Annotated in this window: 17 protein-coding genes and 2 pseudogenes; 5 read left to right on the forward strand and 14 right to left on the reverse strand. The window is 67.5% G+C overall.

Annotated elements, in window-relative coordinates:
* Window positions 1–386 precede the first annotated feature (386 nt).
* Entirely contained in the window at window positions 387–2,222 is a 1,836-nt protein-coding gene (locus L6444_RS02585; protein WP_236980238.1) for an acyl-CoA dehydrogenase, read from the reverse strand.
* 193 nt (window positions 2,223–2,415) lie between these two features.
* Between L6444_RS02585 and L6444_RS02590 the strand changes: the two genes are divergently transcribed.
* Both L6444_RS02590 and L6444_RS02595 read left to right on the forward strand, forming a co-directional pair.
* Entirely contained in the window at window positions 2,416–3,411 is a 996-nt protein-coding gene (locus L6444_RS02590) for an isopenicillin N synthase family dioxygenase (protein ID WP_236980240.1), read from the forward strand.
* A 49-nt stretch (window positions 3,412–3,460) separates the two neighbouring features.
* Window positions 3,461–3,949, forward strand: coding sequence for a flavin reductase family protein (locus L6444_RS02595; protein ID WP_236980242.1), 489 nt, complete (start codon window positions 3,461–3,463; stop codon window positions 3,947–3,949).
* 13 nt (window positions 3,950–3,962) lie between these two features.
* Here L6444_RS02595 and L6444_RS02600 read toward each other — a convergent pair whose 3' ends face one another.
* From L6444_RS02600 to L6444_RS02625, 6 genes and pseudogenes are all read right to left on the reverse strand, one after another.
* Window positions 3,963–4,118, reverse strand: a complete 156-nt coding sequence (locus tag L6444_RS02600) for a hypothetical protein (RefSeq protein ID WP_236980244.1) — start codon at window positions 4,116–4,118, stop codon at window positions 3,963–3,965.
* A 75-nt stretch (window positions 4,119–4,193) separates the two neighbouring features.
* On the reverse strand, window positions 4,194–4,940 hold the full coding sequence (locus L6444_RS02605; RefSeq protein ID WP_236980246.1) for a succinate dehydrogenase/fumarate reductase iron-sulfur subunit: 747 nt from the start codon (window positions 4,938–4,940) through the stop codon (window positions 4,194–4,196).
* Window positions 4,940–6,858, reverse strand: a pseudogene (locus L6444_RS02610) (fumarate reductase/succinate dehydrogenase flavoprotein subunit). Before L6444_RS02610 ends, L6444_RS02605 begins: the two are co-directional and overlap by 1 nt.
* 52 nt (window positions 6,859–6,910) lie before the next feature.
* Window positions 6,911–7,732: a hypothetical protein gene (locus L6444_RS02615; protein ID WP_236980248.1), complete on the reverse strand. Its 822-nt coding sequence runs from the start codon at window positions 7,730–7,732 to the stop codon at window positions 6,911–6,913.
* Window positions 7,733–7,824: 92 nt separating this feature from the next.
* The gene (locus tag L6444_RS02620) at window positions 7,825–8,121 is read right to left on the reverse strand and encodes a hypothetical protein (RefSeq protein ID WP_236980250.1); all 297 of its coding nucleotides are present in this window, start codon (window positions 8,119–8,121) and stop codon (window positions 7,825–7,827) included.
* Window positions 8,122–8,295: 174 nt separating this feature from the next.
* Window positions 8,296–8,745 (reverse strand): Hsp20/alpha crystallin family protein, encoded by a 450-nt coding sequence (locus L6444_RS02625; RefSeq protein WP_236980252.1) that lies wholly within the window; start codon window positions 8,743–8,745, stop codon window positions 8,296–8,298.
* Window positions 8,746–8,961: 216 nt separating this feature from the next.
* Here L6444_RS02625 and nirB point away from each other — a divergent pair, with 216 nt between their 5' ends.
* The gene (gene nirB, locus L6444_RS02630) at window positions 8,962–11,472 is read left to right on the forward strand and encodes a nitrite reductase large subunit NirB (RefSeq protein ID WP_236980254.1); all 2,511 of its coding nucleotides are present in this window, start codon (window positions 8,962–8,964) and stop codon (window positions 11,470–11,472) included.
* A gap of 13 nt (window positions 11,473–11,485) precedes the next feature.
* Window positions 11,486–11,848 carry a nitrite reductase small subunit NirD gene (gene nirD, locus L6444_RS02635; protein ID WP_236980256.1) on the forward strand — a complete coding sequence of 121 codons (363 nt, stop codon included), beginning with the start codon at window positions 11,486–11,488 and terminating at the stop codon, window positions 11,846–11,848.
* A gap of 11 nt (window positions 11,849–11,859) precedes the next feature.
* On the opposite strand, the gene L6444_RS02640 is transcribed toward nirD, so the two are convergent.
* Genes L6444_RS02640 through L6444_RS02650 form a run of 3 tightly spaced genes read right to left on the reverse strand, consistent with a single transcriptional unit; the run spans window position 11,860 to window position 14,193 of the window.
* Window positions 11,860–12,309: a TetR/AcrR family transcriptional regulator gene (locus L6444_RS02640; protein ID WP_236980258.1), complete on the reverse strand. Its 450-nt coding sequence runs from the start codon at window positions 12,307–12,309 to the stop codon at window positions 11,860–11,862.
* A 31-nt stretch (window positions 12,310–12,340) separates the two neighbouring features.
* The gene (locus tag L6444_RS02645) at window positions 12,341–13,051 is read right to left on the reverse strand and encodes a sirohydrochlorin chelatase (protein ID WP_236980260.1); all 711 of its coding nucleotides are present in this window, start codon (window positions 13,049–13,051) and stop codon (window positions 12,341–12,343) included.
* Entirely contained in the window at window positions 13,048–14,193 is a 1,146-nt protein-coding gene (locus L6444_RS02650; protein WP_236980262.1) for a uroporphyrinogen-III synthase, read from the reverse strand. The genes L6444_RS02645 and L6444_RS02650 overlap by 4 nt, the downstream gene beginning before the upstream one ends.
* A gap of 624 nt (window positions 14,194–14,817) precedes the next feature.
* Here L6444_RS02650 and L6444_RS30400 point away from each other — a divergent pair.
* Window positions 14,818–16,615 (forward strand): annotated as a pseudogene (locus L6444_RS30400) (PE family protein).
* Between the two features lies 1 nt (window position 16,616).
* Here the strand turns inward: L6444_RS30400 and L6444_RS02670 are convergent.
* From L6444_RS02670 to L6444_RS02685, 4 genes are all read right to left on the reverse strand, one after another.
* Window positions 16,617–18,008: a nitrate/nitrite transporter gene (locus L6444_RS02670; RefSeq protein WP_236984606.1), complete on the reverse strand. Its 1,392-nt coding sequence runs from the start codon at window positions 18,006–18,008 to the stop codon at window positions 16,617–16,619.
* Window positions 18,009–18,161: 153 nt separating this feature from the next.
* Window positions 18,162–18,695, reverse strand: a complete 534-nt coding sequence (locus L6444_RS02675) for a GNAT family N-acetyltransferase (protein ID WP_236980266.1) — start codon at window positions 18,693–18,695, stop codon at window positions 18,162–18,164.
* Between the two features lie 44 nt (window positions 18,696–18,739).
* On the reverse strand, window positions 18,740–19,609 hold the full coding sequence (locus tag L6444_RS02680) for a 5-oxoprolinase/urea amidolyase family protein (RefSeq protein WP_236980268.1): 870 nt from the start codon (window positions 19,607–19,609) through the stop codon (window positions 18,740–18,742).
* A gap of 14 nt (window positions 19,610–19,623) precedes the next feature.
* Complete coding sequence (locus tag L6444_RS02685; protein WP_236980270.1) at window positions 19,624–20,289, reverse strand: 5-oxoprolinase subunit B family protein; 666 nt, start codon at window positions 20,287–20,289, stop codon at window positions 19,624–19,626.
* Window positions 20,290–20,322 lie beyond the last annotated feature (33 nt).

Consider the following 20,322-nt stretch of genomic DNA (forward strand, 5'->3'; position numbering starts at 1 on the left):
AGATCCTCGCGGAGTGTCTTTCCGATGGTTTGGTACGCGGACAGGTGGGTATCCGTTGCCGCGGATAGCCCCGTGTTGTGGTCTGACCCCCCGACCCCGACGGCAACGCGGGGCAATCCCTAGATCGACCGCCGGTCAGCGGAGACGGGCGAACGAGAAGGGCCGCCGCTGGAGTGAGGGGATCCAGCGGCGGTCTTTTTGCCCTGAGTGCGCCACGCCTTCGCGCGACCCGCGCTCTCCCGCCGGAACTAGCCACCGCCGCTCTCGCGTGAACACGGGGCGGTTCTCCGGCCCGGATTCCGCCCACATTTCACACGAGCCGCTGGCTGACAAAGACTGATGCCCCCGCTTCCGAAGAACGGGGGCACCAGGTATTGCTCAGCGGACTAGAAAGCCGCTTCTTCGAGCTCCATGATTTCGTTGTCCAGCGTCTCGATCACCTCGCGGGTGCTGGTCAGCAGCGGCAGGAAGTTCTTCGCGAAGAACGCGGCGACCGCGATCTTGCCCTCGTAGAAGGACCGCTCCGCGCCGGTCGCACCGGCGTCGAGGGCCTCGATGGCCACCGCCGCGTGACGCTGCAGCAACCAGCCGATGATCAGGTCACCGACGCTCATCAGGAAGCGCACCGAACCCAGGCCCACCTTGTAGAGGCTGGTGACGTCCTCCTGCGCGGCCATCAGGTAGCCGGTCAGCGAGGCGGCCATCGCCTGGACGTCGGTCAGCGCCTTGGCCAGCAGCGCCCGCTCGCTCTTCAGCCGTCCGTTGCCGGATTCGCTGTCGACGAACTTCTGGATCTCGCCGGCCACGTACCCCAGCGCCACACCCTTGTCGCGGATGATCTTGCGGAAGAAGAAGTCCTGCGCCTGGATGGCGGTCGTACCTTCGTACAGCGAGTCGATCTTGGCGTCCCTGATGTACTGCTCGATCGGGTAGTCCTGCAGGAAGCCGGAACCGCCGAAGGTCTGCAGGCTCTCGGTGAGCTTGGCGTACGCCTGCTCCGAGCCCACGCCCTTGACCACCGGCAGCAGCAGGTCATTGACCTTCACCGCGAGGTTCGCGTCCACACCGTGCACGGCCTCGGCGACCGCCGCGTCCTGGAACGTCGCGGTGTAGAGGTACAGCGCCCGCAACCCCTCGGCGTAAGCCTTCTGCGTCATCAGCGACCGGCGCACGTCGGGGTGGTGGGTGATGGTGACCCGCGGTGCGGTCTTGTCGGTCATCTGGGTCAGGTCGGCACCCTGCACGCGCGACTTGGCGTATTCCAGAGCGTTCAGGTAGCCGGTGGACAGGGTGGCGATGGCCTTGGTGCCCACCATCATCCGGGCCTGCTCGATGACCTCGAACATCTGCGCGATGCCGTCGTGCACTTCGCCGACCAGCCAGCCCTTGGCGGGCACGCCGTGCTGGCCCAGGGACAGCTCGCAGGTCGCGGAGACCTTCAGGCCCATCTTGTGCTCGACGTTGGTGACGAAGACGCCGTTACGCTCGCCCGGCTCGCCGGTTTCGAAGTCGATCAGGAACTTCGGCACGAAGAACAGCGACAGACCTTTGGTGCCGGGGCCGGCGCCCTCGGGGCGGGCCAGCACCAGGTGGAAGATGTTTTCGAACATGTCGTCGGAGTCGGCCGAGGTGATGAACCGCTTCACGCCGTCGATGTGCCAGGAGCCGTCCTCCTGCTGTACAGCCTTGGTGCGGCCCGCGCCCACGTCGGAGCCGGCGTCCGGCTCGGTGAGCACCATGGTCGAGCCCCAGCCGCGCTCGGCGGCCAGCACCGCCCACTTCTTCTGCTCCTCGGTGCCGAGGTGGTAGAGGATCTGCGCGAACCCGGCGCCGCCGGCGTACATCCAAACCGCCGGGTTGGCTCCGAGAATGTGCTCGTTGAGGGCCCACATCAACGCCTTGGGCATCGGCATGCCGCCGAGTTCCTCGTCGAGGCCGGCCTTGTCCCATCCGGCGTCGATGACGGCTTTGACGGACTTCTTGAACGACTCCGGCAACGAGACGGAGTGGGTCTTCGGGTCGAACACCGGCGGGTTGCGGTCACCTTCGGTGAAGGAGTCGGCCACCGGCCCCTCGGCGAGGCGGGCCATCTCGGCCAGCATCTCGCGGGCGGTGTCACCGTCGAGGTCGCTGTAGTCGCCTTGACCCAACGCTTTGTCGACGCCAAGTACTTCGAACAGGTTGAATTCCTGGTCGCGGACGTTGCTCTTGTAGTGGCTCACTGAAGGTTCCTCCTCGTTGAGAATGCCACTTGTGGTTGGGTACTAGGACTAAGTTACCCACCAGTAACTCCTTAAAAATATACCCGCCGGTAACTTCGTGCAAGTGGATGTGACGCAGATTCCAACCAACCGGTTGGGTTCTCGCTGATCGTGTTCCTGGCACCCGCTGCCACCTGCGACGATGATGGTGCTCATGACGAATGTGGGGAGCGTCACGGCGCTGCCGACGGTGGATCTGCGCGCCCGGCCAAAGGTGCTGCGCGACGGCCTCCGAGCGGCCGCACACAACGTCGGTTTCTTCTACCTGACCGGCCATGGCGTGCCCGAGGCGCTGGTCGCCAAGGTGTTCGACGCCGCATCGCGGCTCTTCGCGCTGCCGCAGGCCGACAAGGACGCGATTGCGATGGTGCGCAGCCCGCACTTCCGCGGTTACACCCGCCTCGGCGGCGAACTGACCCGCGGCGAGGTCGACTGGCGCGAACAGATCGACATCGGCCCCGAACGCCCGCCGATCGGCGGCCCCGGACGGCCCGACTACTTGTGGTTGCAGGGCCCCAACCAGTGGCCGTCCGCGCTGCCGGAGCTGCCGGGGATCGTCGCGGAATGGGACGCCGCCCTGGCGAAGGTGTCCGGCCACCTGTTGCGGCACTGGGCCGCTTCGCTGGGCGCCCCGGCGGAGCTCTTCGATGCGGCCTTCGCCGAGTCACCGGCGACGCTGATCAAGATCATCCGGTACCCGGCCCACGCCGCGTCTTCGCAAGGTGTCGGCCCGCACAAGGACTCCGGCGTGCTCACGCTGCTGCTGGCCGAGCCGGGTAGCCGCGGTCTGCAGGTGCGGCCGCCCGGCTCGCCGGACTGGGTGGACGTGCCCCCGCTGGAGGGGGCGTTCGTCGTCAATATCGGCGAGCTGCTCGAGTTCGCGACCGGCGGCTACCTGCGCGCGACCGAGCATCGGGTGGACCTCGGCGCGGCGACCGCCGAACGCATCTCGGTGGCGTATTTCTTCAACCCGCGGCTGGATGCCCGGATCCCGGTGCTGGCCTCAGGTGCCGAACGGGCCGCCGCCCAATGGGCGCCGCCGGCCGATCCGTCGGATCCGATCTACGCCGAATACGGCCGCAACGCCTGGAAGAGCCGGTTGCGCGCGCACCCGGATGTGGCTGCCGCGCACGGCTACGCGCCGGGGTAGGCTCCAATGCGAGAATCCCGTTCTCGGCTCGAGGAGCGAATGAAGTCCGGTGAACTCGAACAACAATCTGACGCCGACGTCGCTGCGTGAGGCCTTCGGCCACTTCCCATCCGGTGTCATCGCCATTGCCGCCATTGTCGACGGCGTCCGGGAAGGACTCGCAGCCAGCACCTTCGTGCCGGTCTCGCTGGAGCCGCCGCTGGTGTCCTTCTGCGTGCAGAACACGTCCACCACCTGGCCCAAACTCAAGAGGGCGCCGGCGCTGGGTATCAGCGTGCTGGGGGAGTCGCACGACTCCGCAGCCCGCACGCTGGCGGCCAAGACCGGCGACCGCTTCGCCGGGCTGGAGACGCACGCCAGCGACTCCGGCGCCGTCTTCGTCAAGGGCACCTCGCTGTGGCTGGAGAGTGCGATCGAGCAGATGATCCCGGCCGGCGATCACACCATCGTGGTGCTGCGGGTCAGCGAGGTCACCGTGGACGCCGACGTAGCGCCGATCGTCTTCCACCGCAGCATGTTCCGGCGTCTAGGCGTATAGCGCTGCCTGGCGGCTAGGGTCGTTCGCTCAGTTTCGCCCGGTAACCGGCGATCCGTTGCTCGATTTCGGCGGCGTCATCGGGACGCCCCTCCTTGCGGGCCACCTCGGCGCGCACCGAGAGTTCGCGAATTGCGGTGCGAATGTCGTTGATACTGGTGATTTCTGGCATTTGCGACCTGCCTTTCATATCGCTGGCAGACTTCGACCCCTCCAGGTGTACCCGAAGCTACCGGGCAATAACAGGTCAGCGCCGGAACAGCTTGTTGCCCAGCCAGACCACCGGGTCGTACTTGCGGTCGGCGACCCGTTCTTTCATCGGGATCAACGCGTTGTCGGTGATTTTGATGTGTTCCGGGCACACCTCGGTGCAGCACTTGGTGATGTTGCAGTAGCCCAGGCCGAACTCCTCCTGGGCCTGCTTCTGCCGGTCCACGGTATCCAGCGGGTGCATGTCCAGCTCGGCGACCCGCATCAGGAAACGCGGGCCGGAAAATGCCTGCTTGTTCTCGTCGTGGTCACGGATGACGTGGCAGACGTTCTGGCACAGGAAGCACTCGATGCACTTGCGGAACTCCTGCGACCGCTGCACGTCGACCTGGGCCATCCGGTACTCACCCGGCTGCAGATCCTTCGGCGGCGTGAACGACGGGATCTCGCGGGCCTTCTCGTAGTTGAACGACACGTCGGTCACCAGGTCCCGGATCACCGGGAAGGTCCGGATCGGGGTGACGGTGACGACCTCGTTCTCCTCGAACGTCGACATCCGGGTCATGCACATCAGCCGGGGCTTGCCGTTGATCTCCGCCGAACAGGACCCGCACTTGCCGGCCTTGCAGTTCCACCGCACCGCGAGGTCGGGTGTCTGCGTCTGCTGCAGCCGGTGGATGACGTCGAGCACCACCTCGCCTTCGTTGACCTCGACGGTGAAGTCGGCGAGCTCGCCGCCGTCCTCGTCGCCCCGCCACACCCGCATGCTCGCGTTGTAGGCCATTACGCTCTCCGTTCCGGGTGCTCGGCCAGCTCTTCGTCGGTGTAGTACTTCTCCAGTTCAGAGATCTTGAAGAGTTCCAGCAAGTCCTGCCGCATCGGGATCTGCGGCTCGCGGCTCACGGTGATGTGCTCACCGTTGGAGTTGTCTTCGGCCTCTCTGCACACCAGTAACGTCTTGCGCCAGCCTGAATCCATGCCCGGGTGGTCGTCGCGGGTGTGGCCGCCGCGGCTCTCGGTGCGCTCCAGCGCGGCCCGGGCCACGCATTCGCTGACCATCAGCATGTTGCGCAGGTCGATCGCCAGGTTCCAGCCGGGGTTGTACTCCCGGCCCCCTTCGACCTGGACGTTGCGGTAGCGCGCCCAGAGCTCCTTGAGATGCGTCAGCGCCTTGGTGATCTCGTCCTCTTTACGGATGATCCCGACGAGGTCGTTCATCACGTGCTGCAGGTCGCTGTGCAGCGCGTACGGATTCTCCGGTGCCGAACCGTCCGTCGGCCCGGCGAACGGCTTGAGGGCGAACGCGGCGGCGTCTTCGACGGCTTGGTCGGAGACCGCGGGCCGGCTGCTGAGCGCCCGCACATAGTCGGCGGCGCCCAGGCCGGCGCGGCGGCCGAACACCAGCAGGTCGGACAACGAGTTGCCGCCCAGCCGGTTGGATCCGTGCATGCCGCCGGAACACTCGCCGGCGGCGAACAGCCCCGGGGACCTTGGCCGCGCCGGTGTCGGCGTCCACCTCCACGCCGCCCATCACGTAGTGACAGGTGGGACCGACTTCCATCGGCTCCTTGGTGATGTCGACCTCGGCCAGCTCCATGAACTGGTGGTACATCGACGGCAGCCGGCGCTTGATCTCGGCCGGGGTCAGCCGGGACGCGATGTCCAGGTAGACACCGCCGTGCGGGGGTCCCGCGACCGGCTTTGACCTCAGAGTTGATGGCGCGGGCCACCTCGTCGCGGGGCAGCAGGTCCGGGGTGCGGCGGGCCGAGTCGTTGTCTTTGAGCCACTGGTCGGCTTCTTCTTCGGTTTCGGCGTACTGGCCTTTGAACACCGGCGGGATGTAGCCGAACATGAACCGGGTGCCTTCGGAGTTCTTGAGCACTCCGCCGTCGCCGCGGACACCTTCGGTGACCAGGATGCCCTTGACGCTGAGCGGCCAGACCATGCCCGTCGGGTGGAACTGGACGAACTCCATGTTGATCAGCGTCGCGCCGGCCCGCAGCGCCAGGGCGTGCCCGTCGCCGGTGTACTCCCAGGAGTTCGACGTGACTTTGAACGACTTGCCGATGCCGCCGGTGGCCAGCACCACCGCGGGCGCCTCGAACAGTACGAAGTTGCCGCTCTCGCGCCAGTAACCGAACGCCCCGGCGATCGCGTCACCGTCCTTGAGCAACTCGGTGATGGTGCATTCGGCGAACACCCGGATGCGGGCCTCGTAGTCGCCGAACTCCGCGTAGTCCTCCTGCTGCAGCGACACGATCTTCTGCTGCATGGTGCGGATCAGCTCCAGGCCGGTGCGGTCACCGACGTGTGCCAGCCGCGGGTAGGTGTGACCGCCGAAGTTGCGCTGGCTGATCCGGCCGTCCTTGGTGCGGTCGAACAGCGCGCCGTAGGTCTCCAGTTCCCAGACCCGGTCGGGGGCTTCCTTGGCGTGCAGCTCGGCCATCCGCCAGTTGTTCAGGAACTTCCCGCCGCGCATGGTGTCGCCGAAGTGGGTCTGCCAGTTGTCTTTCGGGTTGGCGTTGCCCATCGAGGCGGCGCAGCCGCCCTCGGCCATGACGGTGTGGGCTTTGCCGAACAACGACTTGGTGACCACCGCGACCTTCAGGCCACGCTCGCGCGCTTCGATGACAGCACGTAAACCCGCGCCGCCGGCACCGATCACGACTACGTCGTAGGCATGCCGTTCGACCTCAACCATGAAACCTCACTCAGCTTTTGGATATTCGTTCTAGATGTGGCCGAAGGGCTGCTCAGCCAACGAATCTGATGTCGTTGATCGTGCCGCTGGCCACCAACATGATGTAGAAGTCGGTCAGCATCAAAGTGCCGAGCGTGATCCACGCATACATCTTGTGCCGCTCGTTGATCTTGCTCACCTGGGTCCAGATCCAGTACCGCACAGGGTGTTTGGAGAAGTGCTTGAGCCGCCCGCCGGTCACGTGCCGGCACGAGTGGCAGGACAGCGTGTAGACCCACAGCATGATCACATTGCCGAGCAGGATCAGATTGCCCAGGCCGAAACCGAATCCGCTCGGGGAGTGGAACGCGACGATCGCGTCGTAGGTGTTGATCACCGAGATGATGCCGGCGATGTAAAAGAAGTACCGGTGGGTGTTCTGGATGATCAGCGGAAGCCGGGTTTCCCCGGTGTAGTGCACGCGCGGCTCGGCGACGGCGCAGGCGGTGGGCGACTGCCACACCGTGCGGTAGTAGGCGCCGCGGTAGTAGTAGCAGGTCAACCGGAACAACAGTAGGAACGGCAGCGTCATCGCCGCGAAGGGCAGCCACCACACATCCGGCAGGATCTGCGGCCAGAACTCGCTGGCTTCTGCCAGGCAGCCCTTGCTCACGCACGGCGAGTAGAACGGCGTGAGGTAGTGGTAGTCCTTGACGAAGTAGTGGTCCTGCTGGAACGCGCGGGCGGTCGCATAGATCACGAACGCGGCGAAGCCCAGGTTGATCCGTAGCGGCTGTAGCCACCATTTGTCGGTGCGGAGCGTCTTCTGCGCGATGCGGGCGCGGGTTGGTGAAAAGACGCCTGAGTCAGAACGGCTCGCCGTTGGTGCGCTCATCTATTTGTGTTCCTCTTCGAACGGGCTGTAGGTCGAAGGGTACACAGATAAGGCGCCCGCTACTCAGTCGGGCTTGCGGGCTGCTAGCTCGGTCAGGACCGGTGGTGACCCCCGACACCCTCGTCGTCGACATCGCGCCAGAATTCGCTGTCGTACTGGGTGTCCGGAATGACGATCTTGTCGCCGGATTGGTGCACGGTGGCACGGGCGAGGTCCAATTCGGCAACGTCGCTGTCGAGTAATTGGATGTCGCTGAGAATGCGGTCGGCGTCGATCACGATGCGACGCGTCGCCGGGTTGTCCCCGTACCGCGCCTTCAAAGAGCTCACGCAACGCCGCAGGCCGCCCATGAGGTCGTGCAGTTCGGTGAGTTCGGTGGTGGCGGACAATCAATGCTCCCGGTGCTGAAGGTGTTACGGATCACAGTACGGTTTCCCGATACTATCCGCAGTCCCGGCCGGGCGCCCGCCGCCGGGGGCCAGCGGGCGGGCGGCGGTCATTGCTTCCCGGGCCGACGCAGAGTGGCCCCGACACTTGGCGGGGCCACTTGCGTCTGGGGTGGACTACTTGGTGATCGCGATGCGCTGCGGCTGCGATCCCGCGTAGGCACCGGCTACCCGGACGGTGAGTACGCCCGCGTCGTACGACGCCGAGACGGCCTCGCTGGTGACGTGTGCCGGCAGCTGGAACGACCGGCGGAACGACCCGTAACGGATCTCGCGCAGGATGCGTCCGTCCTTGTCCTGCGAGTGCTCGTCGCGGTGTTCGCCGTGGATGACCAGACGCCCCTTCTCCAGCTCGACGTTGACGTCCTTCTCGACGTCCACGCCGGGCAGCTCGAGGCGCACCACCGCGTCATCGCCGTCCTTGACGATCTCGGCGGCGGGGTTGAAACCGCTGGTCGCGGAGGCGGATTCGGGGGCTAGCCAGCTCGCGGAGGCCGGGCCGAAAAAGTCCCGCAGCCACCGGTCGGTGTCCCACGCCGGACGTGACCACAAGGCGAGGTTGCTCATGGATGACTCCTTCATCTTCGTTGTGAATCAGCTGTGTCCGACGCTGAGTTGGTCGGCTACCCGGTTAAACATGAGTCCCCTACGCTTAAGTTCCACCTGGGTGTTCGCCCAAAGCGAACGGATTCACACCGGCAGTCCTCGGCGGTGAGGTCACCGTGACGAGGGCGTCACATTCCACGCGGCTTTCCGCAACATCGCCCTCCTACCGTCGTCCGCATGCCCAGCACTGCCCGTCATGCGATCGTGGTCGGCCACGGCATGGTGGGCCATCGATTCGTCGAAGCCCTGCGTGCCCGCGACAGCGCCGGGTCCTGGCGCATCACGGTGCTGGCCGAGGAGTCCGACGCCGCCTACGACCGCGTCGGGCTGACCTCGTACACCGAGAGCTGGGACCGCAGCCTGCTGGCGCTGCCCGGCAACGACTACGCCGGCGACCAACTGGTACAGCTGCAGTTGAACACCAAAGTAGCCGAGATCAACTGTGCCGCAAAGACTGTCGTCACCGCCAAGGGTGACCGGTACGGTTACGACGCGCTGGTGCTGGCCACCGGGTCCTATGCGTTCGTGCCGCCGGTCAAAGGGCACGATCTCCCGTGCTGCCACGTCTACCGCACCCTCGACGACCTGGACGCCATCCGCGCCGCAGCGAGCCGTGCGGCGGATTCCGGTCGCGCCGGCTTGGTGATCGGCGGCGGCCTGCTTGGGCTGGAAGCGGCTAACGCGTTGCGCCAGTTCGGTTTACCTACGCATGTCGTCGAGATGATGCCGCGGCTGATGGCCCAGCAGATCGACGAGGCCGGCGGCGCGCTGCTGGCCAGGATGATCGGCGAACTCGGCATCGAGATCCACGTCGGGATCGGTACCGAATCGATTGAACCCGTTGACGATTCGTTCGCACAGGTGCGCCTGTCCGATGGCCAGGTCGTCGACGCCGGAGTGGTGATCTTCGCCGCCGGCATCCGGCCCCGCGACGAGTTGGCTCGCGCCGCCGGTTTGGTGATGGGGGAGCGCGGCGGTGTGCTCACCGACTCCGCTTGTCGCACCAGCGATCCCGCCGTCTACGCAATCGGCGAGGTGGCCGCGATCGAGGGACGGTGTTATGGGCTGGTCGGTCCCGGCTACACCAGCGCCGAGGTGGTGGCCGACCGGTTGCTGGACGGGGCCGCGGAATTCCCCGCAGCCGACCTGTCCACCAAACTCAAGCTGCTCGGCGTCGACGTCGCCAGCTTCGGCGACGCCATGGGCGTCACGCCGAACTGCCTCGAGGTCGTCATCAACGACGCGGTGAACCGCACCTACGCCAAGCTGGTGCTCTCCGACGACGCCAGGACGCTGCTGGGCGGCGTGCTGGTCGGAGACGCATCGAACTACGGGGTGCTGCGACCGATGGTGGGCAGCGAACTACCCGGGGATCCGTTGGCGCTCATCGCACCCGCGGCGGAGGGGGGCGCCGCGCTGGGTATCGGAGCGCTGCCGGACTCCGCGCAGATCTGCTCCTGCAACAACGTCACCAAGGGCGATTTGAAATGTGCCATCGCCGACGGCTGCGCAGACGTGCCCGCGCTGAAGACGTGCACCGCGGCCGGCACCTCGTGCGGGTCCTGCGTACCGCTGCTCAAGCAACTGCTCGAGGCCGAGGGCGTGGAACAGTCCAAGGCGCTGTGCGAGCACTTCAGTCAGTCCCGCGCCGAGCTGTTCCAGATCATCTCGGCCACCGAGATCCGCACCTTCTCCGGCCTGGTGCAACGCTTCGGCTACGGAAAGGGTTGCGACATCTGCAAACCCGTCGTCGCTTCCATCCTGGCTTCCACCGGATCGGAGCACATCCTGGCCGGCGAGCAGGCCTCGCTGCAGGACTCCAACGACCACTTCCTGGCCAATATCCAGAAGAACGGCAGCTACTCGGTGGTGCCGCGGGTGCCCGGTGGCGACATCAAGCCGGAGCATCTGATCCTGATCGGGCAGATCGCCCAGGATTTCGGCCTGTACACCAAGATCACCGGCGGCCAGCGCATCGACATGTTCGGCGCCCGGGTGGACCAGCTGCCGGCGATCTGGAAACGCCTGGTCGATGCGGGCATGGAATCGGGCCACGCCTACGGCAAGGCGCTGCGGACCGTGAAGAGTTGCGTGGGCAGCGACTGGTGCCGCTACGGACAACAGGATTCGGTGCAGCTGGCGATCGACCTGGAACTGCGCTACCGGGGTCTGCGCGCGCCACACAAGATCAAGCTGGGGGTGTCGGGCTGCGCGCGTGAGTGCGCCGAAGCGCGCAGCAAGGACGTGGGAGTCATCGCCACCGAGAAAGGCTGGAACCTCTATGTCGGCGGCAACGGCGGCATGACGCCCAAACATGCCCAGCTGATGGCCAGCGACCTGGACACCGAAACGCTGGTGCGTTACGTCGACCGGTTCCTCATGTACTACATCCGCACCGCGGACCGGTTACAGCGCACCGCACCGTGGCTGGAATCGCTTGGCCTGGAACATGTTCGCGAAGTGGTCTGCGACGACTCGCTGGGTCTGGCCGAGGAGTTCGAGGCGGCCGTGCGGCGCCACGTCGCCAACTACCGATGCGAATGGAAGGGTGTGCTGGAGGACCCGGATAAGCTGTCGCGGTTCGTCTCCTTCGTCAACGCCCCCGATGCCGTCGACGAGACGGTGCAGTTCACCGAACGCGCCGGGCGCAAAGTCCCTGTGCCCCTTGGCCTACCGCGGATCCGTTGAGCAAGGAGAAAATATGAAGACCGCCAATCAGGTGTGGACGACCGCCTGTGACTACGACCACCTGATCCCGGGCCGCGGTGTGGGTGTGCTGCTCGACGACGGCAGCCAGGCCGCGCTGTTTCGCCTCGACGACGGTTCGCTGCACGCGATCGGCAACATCGACCCGTTCTCCGGTGCGGCCGTGCTGTCCCGCGGCCTCGTCGGCGACCGGGGCGGCCGGACCATGGTGCAATCGCCAATCCTCAAGCAGGCCTTCGCACTCGACGACGGCAGCTGCCTGGACGACCCCAGCGTGTCGGTGCCGGTGTACCCGGTGCGGGTGACCGCCGACCGGCGCATCGAGATCGGCCGCCGCGCCGCGCGGATGGCCGCCTGACCCGGGGCCGGTCAGTCGATCTTGCCGACCAGGTAGCGCTGCATCGTCGGGCCGATGGCGTCGACCAGCTGCTCCACCGTCATCGAGTGCATCGGTTCGGAACGCACCCCGTAGCGCATGATGCCGAGCCCCACCAATTGTGACGCGCACAGCGACGCCCGCACCGCCACCTTGTCCGCCCCCAGCATCTTCAGCAGCGGGTTGAACACCGGCCCGATGAACATGGACTGCACGATCTCGGCGGTCTTGGAGAGTCCGGTCGATGCGATGGCGCTGGCGGCAAAGGGACCGCCGCCGGCGGCGTCCCAGGTGGTGATCAGCATGTACAGCGTCCGGCGGCCTACCTGATTGACCGAACCGGTGACGATCCGGTCGATGAATTCCGGTGTGCCGAATGGTAAACGCAGCATCTTCGCTACGTCGTCGAGGAGCCCACGCGAGGGCTCTTCGTTACGGGCCATGTTGCCAGGATTACCTGGATACCGGCAAAGATCAAGCGTCCATGCGTTGCCGGCGGGGCTCTGTCGGCGCGGCGGCCGCGCGGAAACGGTGCGCGACAAGGCGCGCCAATCCGGCGTGGGTGCCCAGCGGAGGTGTCACCAGATCGGCGCCGCAACTGCGTAGCCGGTGCGCAAACAGGCCGTCGGCCAGCAGGTAGGAGGCGATCACCACACGGGCCGCACCCCGGCGGCGCGCGGCGTCCACAGCGTCGCGGATGTGCGGGGTACCGACGGCGGCGAAACCGATGTCGACCCGCGACCCGGTGAACGCCGAGAGCGCCGCGGCGGCGTTGTGCAGGTCGGAGCGGGCCCGGTGATCCGAGGTGCCGGCCGCACCGAGAATCACCGAATCGCCGGGGCGCCAACCGGATTCCAGCAGAACCTGCCCCAATACGGCGGTGATCCGGCAGCCCGGCCCCAGCGCCGGAGCGACCCTGACGTCCGGGTGTCCACTGGCCGCGACATGGGCGGGCAGGTCGGTGCGGACATGGTAACCGCGAGACAGAAACGCCGGCACCACGATTGCGGGTTGACCGTCGTCGGGCAGCTGCGAAAGAACTTCGCTCGGGGTGGGGCCCAGCACGTCGACGAAGGCCACCTGGACGGTGCGGGGCAGCAGTCGGCTCACCCGTGCCGCGAGATCGCCGACCATGGCCACGCCCGACGGGCGTCGGGTGCCGTGCGCCGTCAAGATCAGGTTCATGCGGCGTCGTGTTCGGTGTCCAGGGCCAGCCGGTATCCGCGCTTGACCACCGTCGCGATGATGTTCTTGTCGCCCAGCGCAGTTCGCAGTCGCAGCACCGCGGTGTCCACCGCGTGGGTGTCCGCGCCGTTGCCGGGCAGGACGCGCAGCAACTCGGAGCGTCCGACGACATCGCCTGGGCGATGGGCCAGCGCGCGCAGTATCGCCATACCCGAGGCCGATATCGTCCGGACCGTGCCGTCGACCAGGACGCACGTTCCCCTGATGTCGACTACGTGTCCGGCGGCCTTCACGCTGCACGACCCCAGCGCCGGAAGTTCTTCGGCGATGTGGCGGGCCAAGGCGCCCAACCGCATTCGCGGCGGCGAGGAGGTCGGCACACCGCGTCTGATCAACGGTCGCGACGTCACCGGGCCGACACACATCGCGTGTACGCCGCCGCGCAGGGCGTCCAGCAACTGATCCTCGACGTCCAGCTCGCGGGAGCGTTCCAGCACCGCCGCGGCCGCCGGCGCCGAGGTGAAGCTGACCGCGTCGAACTGACGCCGCGCGATACCGGTCACCAGGCAATCGAAGTCACCGCCCAAAGGGGTTGGCTTCCAGCGGTATACCCGGATCGGCACCACCTCGGCTCCCGCCGCGCACAGCCCGGCGAGGAATTCCGGGAATGGGTCCCAACCGTCGGCCGCGCCGTGCAGTTGGATGGCGATCCGCTTTCCCGACACGCCGGCGTCGAGCAGGTACTCGAAAACCTCTTGTGAGGACTCTGATTCCGGAGACCATTCCTCGCGCAGACCCGCTGCCCGCAGCGCCCCGGTCGCCTTCGGTCCGCGGGAAATGACCCGGGCCCCGGACAGGGCGCCGACGAGCTCGGTGGCCAGTCCCCATCCTTCGGCCGCGGCCACCCAGCCGCGAAAACCGATGCCGGTGTGGGCGATCAAAATGTCTGGTGGGTCGGCGATCAATGCCTCGGTGTTGCTGTGCAGTTCGTCGTCGTCGGGCAGTGCGATCATGCTGATCGCCGGGGCGGCGAAGATCTCGGCGCCGTGCCGGCGCAGCAGCGCACACAGCTCCTCGGCGCGACGGGCCGATGTGACTGCGATCCGATAGCCGGCGAGTGGCACAGACTTGGGCCGGGCCATCTGACTGTTATATGCCGCAGCGATTTCTGAAACGTTAACCGACAATTGCTGCGACATTGCCCTCGCCTGCGTTCCACGTCACATCTCTGCGGCTCCGGAGCGGCCCTGCAGCGGCTTGGACAACCGGATCGGTCCGGCGAGCGGACACCGCGGCCCTGCGAAACATGGCGTAGCTGACCTCCCAGCAGATGGCAGACTCGCGACTGCCTTAATTTGGTTGCGCCACTGTTGGTTTCGATGCTCACATCGGCGGTGGTAGGCAGTCAAGCCAGCAGCCGCGATATCGGCTGCCAGTTGCGTCCCAGTTCTCTGCAAGGTCACTGACAAAGCGACCTGGATCACACGCGGGCGAGTCGGACCGCTGCGCACTCTCATTGCACCCGCCGAAGCGGCGGCGTCCCAGGGGCACGTGCCATCGGGACCCGGACAGCGCGGCGAAATGGCTGCGCCAAAGCTGGTTTCGATGTTCTCGGCAGGTCGGCCCAGCGCGCCTTCCCGCCAATAGGGGGAGAAAATTTCATCCGCAAAATCCTCCAGGCGCGCTAGGGACGCGCCTCGTGCAGCGGGTCAAGGTGGGATGGCGCCTCGGTAACGTCATCCACCCAGCGAAGGGGATCGGGCACGATGTCGTATTTAACTGTTGCCCCTGAAGCACTTTGGTCGGCAGCGGCCGACGTGTCCGGTATCGGTTCCACCGTTCGTTGGGCAAATGCTGAGGCGGCAGCTCGGACGACGGCGCTGCTGCCCGCCGGCGCCGATGAGGTGTCGCTGGCCGTGGCGGCGCTGTTCTCCGGGCATGCCCAGGCGTATCAGCTTGTGTCGACTCGGCTCTCCGCGTTTCACGACCAGTTCGTCGAGGTCCTCGCTTCGAATGCGACCACCTATGCCACCGCCGAGGCGGCCTTCGCGTCGCCATTGCGCCAGCTCCTCGACGTGGTCAACGCGCCCACCGAAGCACTGGTGGGCCGGCCGCTGATCGGCAACGGCGCGGACGCCGCACCGGGCTCGGGGCCAACGGCGGTGCAGGCGGAATCCTGCTGGGCAACGGCGGCAACGGCGGGTCGGGTGCGGACGGCCGGGCCGGGGGTGGCGGCGCGGCCGGGCTGATCGGCAACGGCGGCAGAGGCGGCACCGGCGGTGCCGGCGCAAACGGCGGCGCGGGTGGCAGCGGCGGATGGCTCTTCGGCCACGGCGGCCGCGGCGGCGACGGCGGGGCCGCGACGTCGATCGCCATGGCTGGTGGTCACGGCGGGGCGGGCGGCAATGCCGGGCTGTGGGGCGCGGGCGGTCGCGGCGGCCACGGCGGGGCTGGCATGGCCGGCGCGAACGCCCACAACCCGGCATCAACCACCGACCCGAACCTGACCGGCGCTTCCGGCCACGATGGTCTCACCGACAAGGCCGGAAATCTCACCGCCGGCGATGGCGCATCCGGTCAACCAGGTGGCGCTGGCGTCAACGGCGGTAGCGGCGGTAGCGGCGGGAACGCCGACGCGACGCAGGGTAAGGAGTTGCCGGCGGCCAGAGCAGTCTCCGGCCGTGGGGGCGACGGCGGTGTTGGAGGTGCCGGCGGGGCCGACGGCGGTGACGGTGGGCAGGCCGGATACGCCCGCGCCCTCGGCGGCGCCGCGATCGCCGGGTCTGGTGGCAGCGGCGGCGTCGGCGGTGTGGGTTTGACCGGGCAGGGCGGTAGCGCCGGCGGCGCCGGCGGCGACGGGGGCCGCGGCGGGTTGCTGGTAGGCAACGGCGGCGACGGTGGCCACGGAGGTATCGGCGGCTTCGGCGGCAGCGGTTCCGCGGGTGGTGCCGGGGGCGCCGGCGGTGGGCACTCGTCCATCGACTCGGCCTCCACGAACGCCGCGTACAGTTCCGCCGGCAACGCCTACGGCGGCAACGGCGGATCCGGTGGCGACGGCGGCGGGGGCGGGCAAGGCGGCGCGGGAGCCGCCGGCGGAGCGGGCGGAAACGGCGGTGTCGGCGGGTGGTTGGTCGGCAATGGCGGGGCCGGCGGGCACGGGGTGCCGGTGGCGCCGGCGGCGGCGGCGGGTTCGGCGGCAACGGTGGGGACGGCGCTGCGGGCGGCACTGCCGGTAGTCCCGCCGGCGCTGCGGTCGGCGGCTCCGGCGGCGATGGTGGCGATGCCGGTCGTGGTGGCGACGGCGGCAACGGGGGCGAGGGTGGTCGGGCTGGTGCCGGCGCACGCGGCGGGTTGTTCGGCAGGGACGGTGCGGCGGGCAGCGTTGGGGACGGCGGCGCGGGCGGGACCGGCGGTTCGCGGGGTGGCGCGGGCAGCGGCGGGGCCGCCGGCGTGGGGTTGGGACCCAACCCGCACAACGGTTCCGCGGGATCAGACGGCGCCGCCACACCCGAGTTCGATGGGGCCAACGGCACTGACGGCAACGCCGGGGTCAAGCGCGCGTGAATTACACGTACGCCAAACTAGCGGCGGCGCGTACGGTGAGCGGCCTGCGCACGTAGATCAGCCACGTCAGCACCGAGGCGGCGATGTAGAAACCCACGAACGCCCAGAACGCCGAGGTGGCGGTTCCACTGCTCGAATACGATTGGCGGAGCGCGAGATTGACCCCGACGCCGCCGAGCGCGCCGACGGCACCGGCAAGGCCGATCAGGGCGCCGGACATAGAGCGTGACCACAGCCGACGTTCGTTCTCGCTCAACGGGAGTGAGTGGCTGCGAGCCTCGAAGATCGACGGAATCATCTTGTACACCGAGCCGTTGCCGATTCCGGACAAGATGAACAGGGCCACGAATCCCGCGATGTAGCCGATCATCAGTGCGGCCGGCGCGGGCCCGGCGTGCTGCTCACCGAAAGTGCTTACACCGACCAGGATTCCGGCGGCCAGAATCATTCCGCAGAATGCGCCGAGGGTCACCCGGCCGCCGCCCACGCGATCAGCCAACCGGCCGCCGTACACCCTGGACAGTGAACCCAGCAGCGGTCCCAGAAAAGCGATCTGGGCGGCATGTAGCGATGCCTTGGCGGTGCTCTGCCCGCTGGCGACGAAGTTGATCTGCAGCACCTGCCCGAAGGCGAAGGAGAAGCCGATGAACGAACCGAAGGTGCCGATGTAGAGCAGCGCGATCAGCCAGGTGTGCGGCTCGGCCAGCACCGCGCGCATGGTGGTCATCTCGATGCGGTACTGCTGCAGGTTGTCCATGAACACCGCGGCGCCGATACCGGCGACGGCCAGCAGCACCAGGTACACAGCGCAAACCCAATAGGGTTGGCGGTCACCGGCAGTCGCGATCACCAGCAGGCCGACCAGTTGGATCACCGGGACGCCGAGGTTGCCGCCGCCCGCATTCAGTGCCAGCGCCGCCCCCTTGAGTCGTTGCGGGTAGAAGGCGTTGATGTTGGTCATCGAGGAGGCGAAGTTGCCGCCGCCGAGTCCGGCCAGCGCGGCGCAGGCCAAAAACGGCCACAGCGGCAACCCCGGGTTGGCCAGCAGAAAGATGCTGCCGACGGTGGGAATCAGCAGCACCAGCGCGGAGAAGACCGTCCAGTTGCGGCCCCCGAACTTCGCCGTGGCGAACGTGTAGGGGAAGCGCAGGCAGCCGCCGACCAGCGTCGCGGTCGCCCCCAGCAGGAACTTGTCGCCCGCGGAGAAGCCGTACACCGAAGCCGGCATGAACAGCACCATCACCGACCAGGTGGACCAGATCGAGAAGCCCACGTGCTCGGCGGCCACCGACCAGATCAGATTGCGCCGCGCGACGAACTTGTTACCGCCTTCCCACGCCACCTCGTCCTCGGGATCCCAATCGGAAATGGTGTGCGAACGGCGCGCGAGCATGGCGGACAAGGGAGACTCCTAACGGGCTGCTGAAGACCTTGCCGGTGACGCTAGGAATCCTTTGTTGCCCGGGCGCTTCTGCGGGTGACGCCGACTGTGAACTTTCGCTCACCGCAGTACCGGAGGGCCTGTGAGGCCTACGTACCAGACCCTTTACCAGACGTCGCCGTCACGCCAATCGCACATGAGTCCGGCGGAGGTGTCCAGGCTGACGCTCACCGGGAGCACGAACACCGTCCCGTCGTCGTCGGGGGTACGGGTCGGACCGGTGGGTGCGAGCACGGAGGTGGGGCCGAGCCACGGCAGCCAGCCGCGGGCCGAGTACAGGCCCCGCGCGGCGCGGGTGGAGCTCAGCGCACCGAGTTGGTAGGCGCCTCGCATCACTTGTTCGACGCCGTCCAGCAGCGCGTTCACCAGTCCCTTGCGGCGCCAATCTTCGCGCACCGCAACACCTTCGACGTAGCCGCAGCGCAGCGCGCTGTTCTGGTAGACGAGCCGGCGCTGCACCACCGCGGCGTGCGCGATGATCGCCCCGTGATGCCAGATCAGCGCATGCATGCCGCCGAGCGTATGGTCCCAGTCGCTGTCGGTGAAGTCACCGGCGAACGCCTCGGTCAGCATCCGGTGGGTGCGCTGGCGCGTGTCGTTGTCGAGATCGGCGGTGTGTACCAGGCGTGCGGTGTGCACGGTCCTTGTCTACCACCGCTGCGCGCCGGAGTTTCAGACGGGCGTCACGACCGCGGCCGCGCCCAGTGCATCCGCACGTACTGGCCGGGCCGCACCTGGGCCGCCTTGTCGATGTCCTCGTCGATCACTACCCCGATCACGGGGTAGCCGCCGGTGATCGGGTGATCGGGTCCCAGGATCACCGGTAACCCGCTGTGCGGCACCTGGATTGCGCCCCGGGTGGTGCCCTCGCTGGGCAGTTGCCGGTCCGGCCAGCGGTGCACGATGGGGCGCCCCTCCAGTCGCATGCCCACCCGGTCGCTGCGGTCCGAGGCCATCCAGACGGTGTGCACCAGGGCGTCCGGGTCGACGAACCAGTCGTCGCGGGGTCCGGGGATCACCATCAGCTCGACGATGTGTTTTTCGATCGCGGCCACCGGTGCCTGGTCGAGTTCGGGGTACTCGTTGCTGTGTTCGCCGACCGGCACCACGTCGCCGGCCTGCAGCGGTAGCGGTCCGATGGCCGCCATCACGTCGTAGCTACGCGAACCCAGCACCGGCGTCACGCAGATGCCACCGCGCACCGCCAGGTAGCTGCGCAGCCCGGCCCGCGGCGTGCCCAGCGAGATCACCTCACCGTCGCGTACGTGCTGAATGCTGTTGGTGCCGAACATCTTTCCATTGACGGTCGGCTCGGTGTCGGCCCCGGTCACCGCGATGTCGAGGTCGCCGCCGCGCACCCGCGCCGAGAATCCGCCGAACGTCACTTCGACGGTGGCCCGGTCGTCGGGGTTGGCCACCAACCGGTTCGCCAGGGTGTGGGATCGACGGTCGGCGGCCCCGGAGCGGCCGACGCCGAGGTGGGCCAGACCGGCCCGGCCGAGGTCCTGCACCACCGCCAGCGGTCCGGTGCGCAGGATTTCCAGCGTCGTCATCGCGATCGATCCTCCTACGTCGCCCGGAACCGGACCCAGGTGCCGGGCGTGAGCAGCGCCGGATCGGGTTTGTCGATATCCCACAACACCGCGTCGGTGTGGCCGATCAGCCGCCAACCGCCGGGTGATCGGCGCGGATAGACCGCGCTGAATTCGCCGGCCAGACCCACCGCTCCGGTCGGAACCGAGGTTCGCGGTTCGGCGCGGCGCGGCACCCGGAGTCGCTCGTCGCCGCCGATCAGGTAGGCGAACCCCGGCGAGAACCCGCTGAAGCCCACCCGCCAGCGGCTGCTGGTGTGGGCGTTGATCACCTGGGCGGTGCTCAGGCCGGTGAGTTCGGCGACCTCGGCCAGATCCGGTCCGTCGTAGACGACGTCGATGACGACGTCATCCGCGGGGTCGCCAGCATCGGGTTCGGTGGCGGGCACCACCCGTAATTTGCGCAGCCGCCGCCGGGTGGCAGCCTGAAAACGCGGCGCAGCCAGCTTCACCAGTACGGTCATCGAGGCCGGGACGATGTCGACGACACCGGGTAGCCGCGCTGCGTGCAACGCATCGGTCCAGGCCAGAACGTCGGCGGTGCTGTCGCATTGCAGCAGCAACGCGTGGTCGCCGTAGTCGAGTACGGTGCTGGTCACGACCAGGTCCCCCGGGATGTCGGTGATCTCTGTCACACTCATTACTCGACGGTAACTCCGCGAGCGCAAGCGGGC

Source organism: Mycobacterium kiyosense, from assembly GCA_021654635.1.
GTDB lineage: Bacteria > Actinomycetota > Actinomycetes > Mycobacteriales > Mycobacteriaceae > Mycobacterium > Mycobacterium kiyosense.

Coding starts and splice junctions, on each gene's coding strand:
- L6444_RS02590 (WP_236980240.1), top strand. CDS start 2,416: ATGACGAATGTGGGGAGCGTCACGGCGCTGCCGACGGTGGATCTGCGC.
- L6444_RS02600 (WP_236980244.1), bottom strand. CDS start 4,118: ATGCCAGAAATCACCAGTATCAACGACATTCGCACCGCAATTCGCGAA.
- L6444_RS02605 (WP_236980246.1), bottom strand. CDS start 4,940: ATGGCCTACAACGCGAGCATGCGGGTGTGGCGGGGCGACGAGGACGGC.
- L6444_RS02615 (WP_236980248.1), bottom strand. CDS start 7,732: ATGAGCGCACCAACGGCGAGCCGTTCTGACTCAGGCGTCTTTTCACCA.
- L6444_RS02625 (WP_236980252.1), bottom strand. CDS start 8,745: ATGAGCAACCTCGCCTTGTGGTCACGTCCGGCGTGGGACACCGACCGG.
- nirB (WP_236980254.1), top strand. CDS start 8,962: ATGCCCAGCACTGCCCGTCATGCGATCGTGGTCGGCCACGGCATGGTG.
- nirD (WP_236980256.1), top strand. CDS start 11,486: ATGAAGACCGCCAATCAGGTGTGGACGACCGCCTGTGACTACGACCAC.
- L6444_RS02640 (WP_236980258.1), bottom strand. CDS start 12,309: ATGGCCCGTAACGAAGAGCCCTCGCGTGGGCTCCTCGACGACGTAGCG.
- L6444_RS02645 (WP_236980260.1), bottom strand. CDS start 13,051: ATGAACCTGATCTTGACGGCGCACGGCACCCGACGCCCGTCGGGCGTG.
- L6444_RS02650 (WP_236980262.1), bottom strand. CDS start 14,193: ATGGCCCGGCCCAAGTCTGTGCCACTCGCCGGCTATCGGATCGCAGTC.
- L6444_RS02670 (WP_236984606.1), bottom strand. CDS start 18,008: ATGCTCGCGCGCCGTTCGCACACCATTTCCGATTGGGATCCCGAGGAC.
- L6444_RS02680 (WP_236980268.1), bottom strand. CDS start 19,609: ATGACGACGCTGGAAATCCTGCGCACCGGACCGCTGGCGGTGGTGCAG.
- L6444_RS02685 (WP_236980270.1), bottom strand. CDS start 20,289: ATGAGTGTGACAGAGATCACCGACATCCCGGGGGACCTGGTCGTGACC.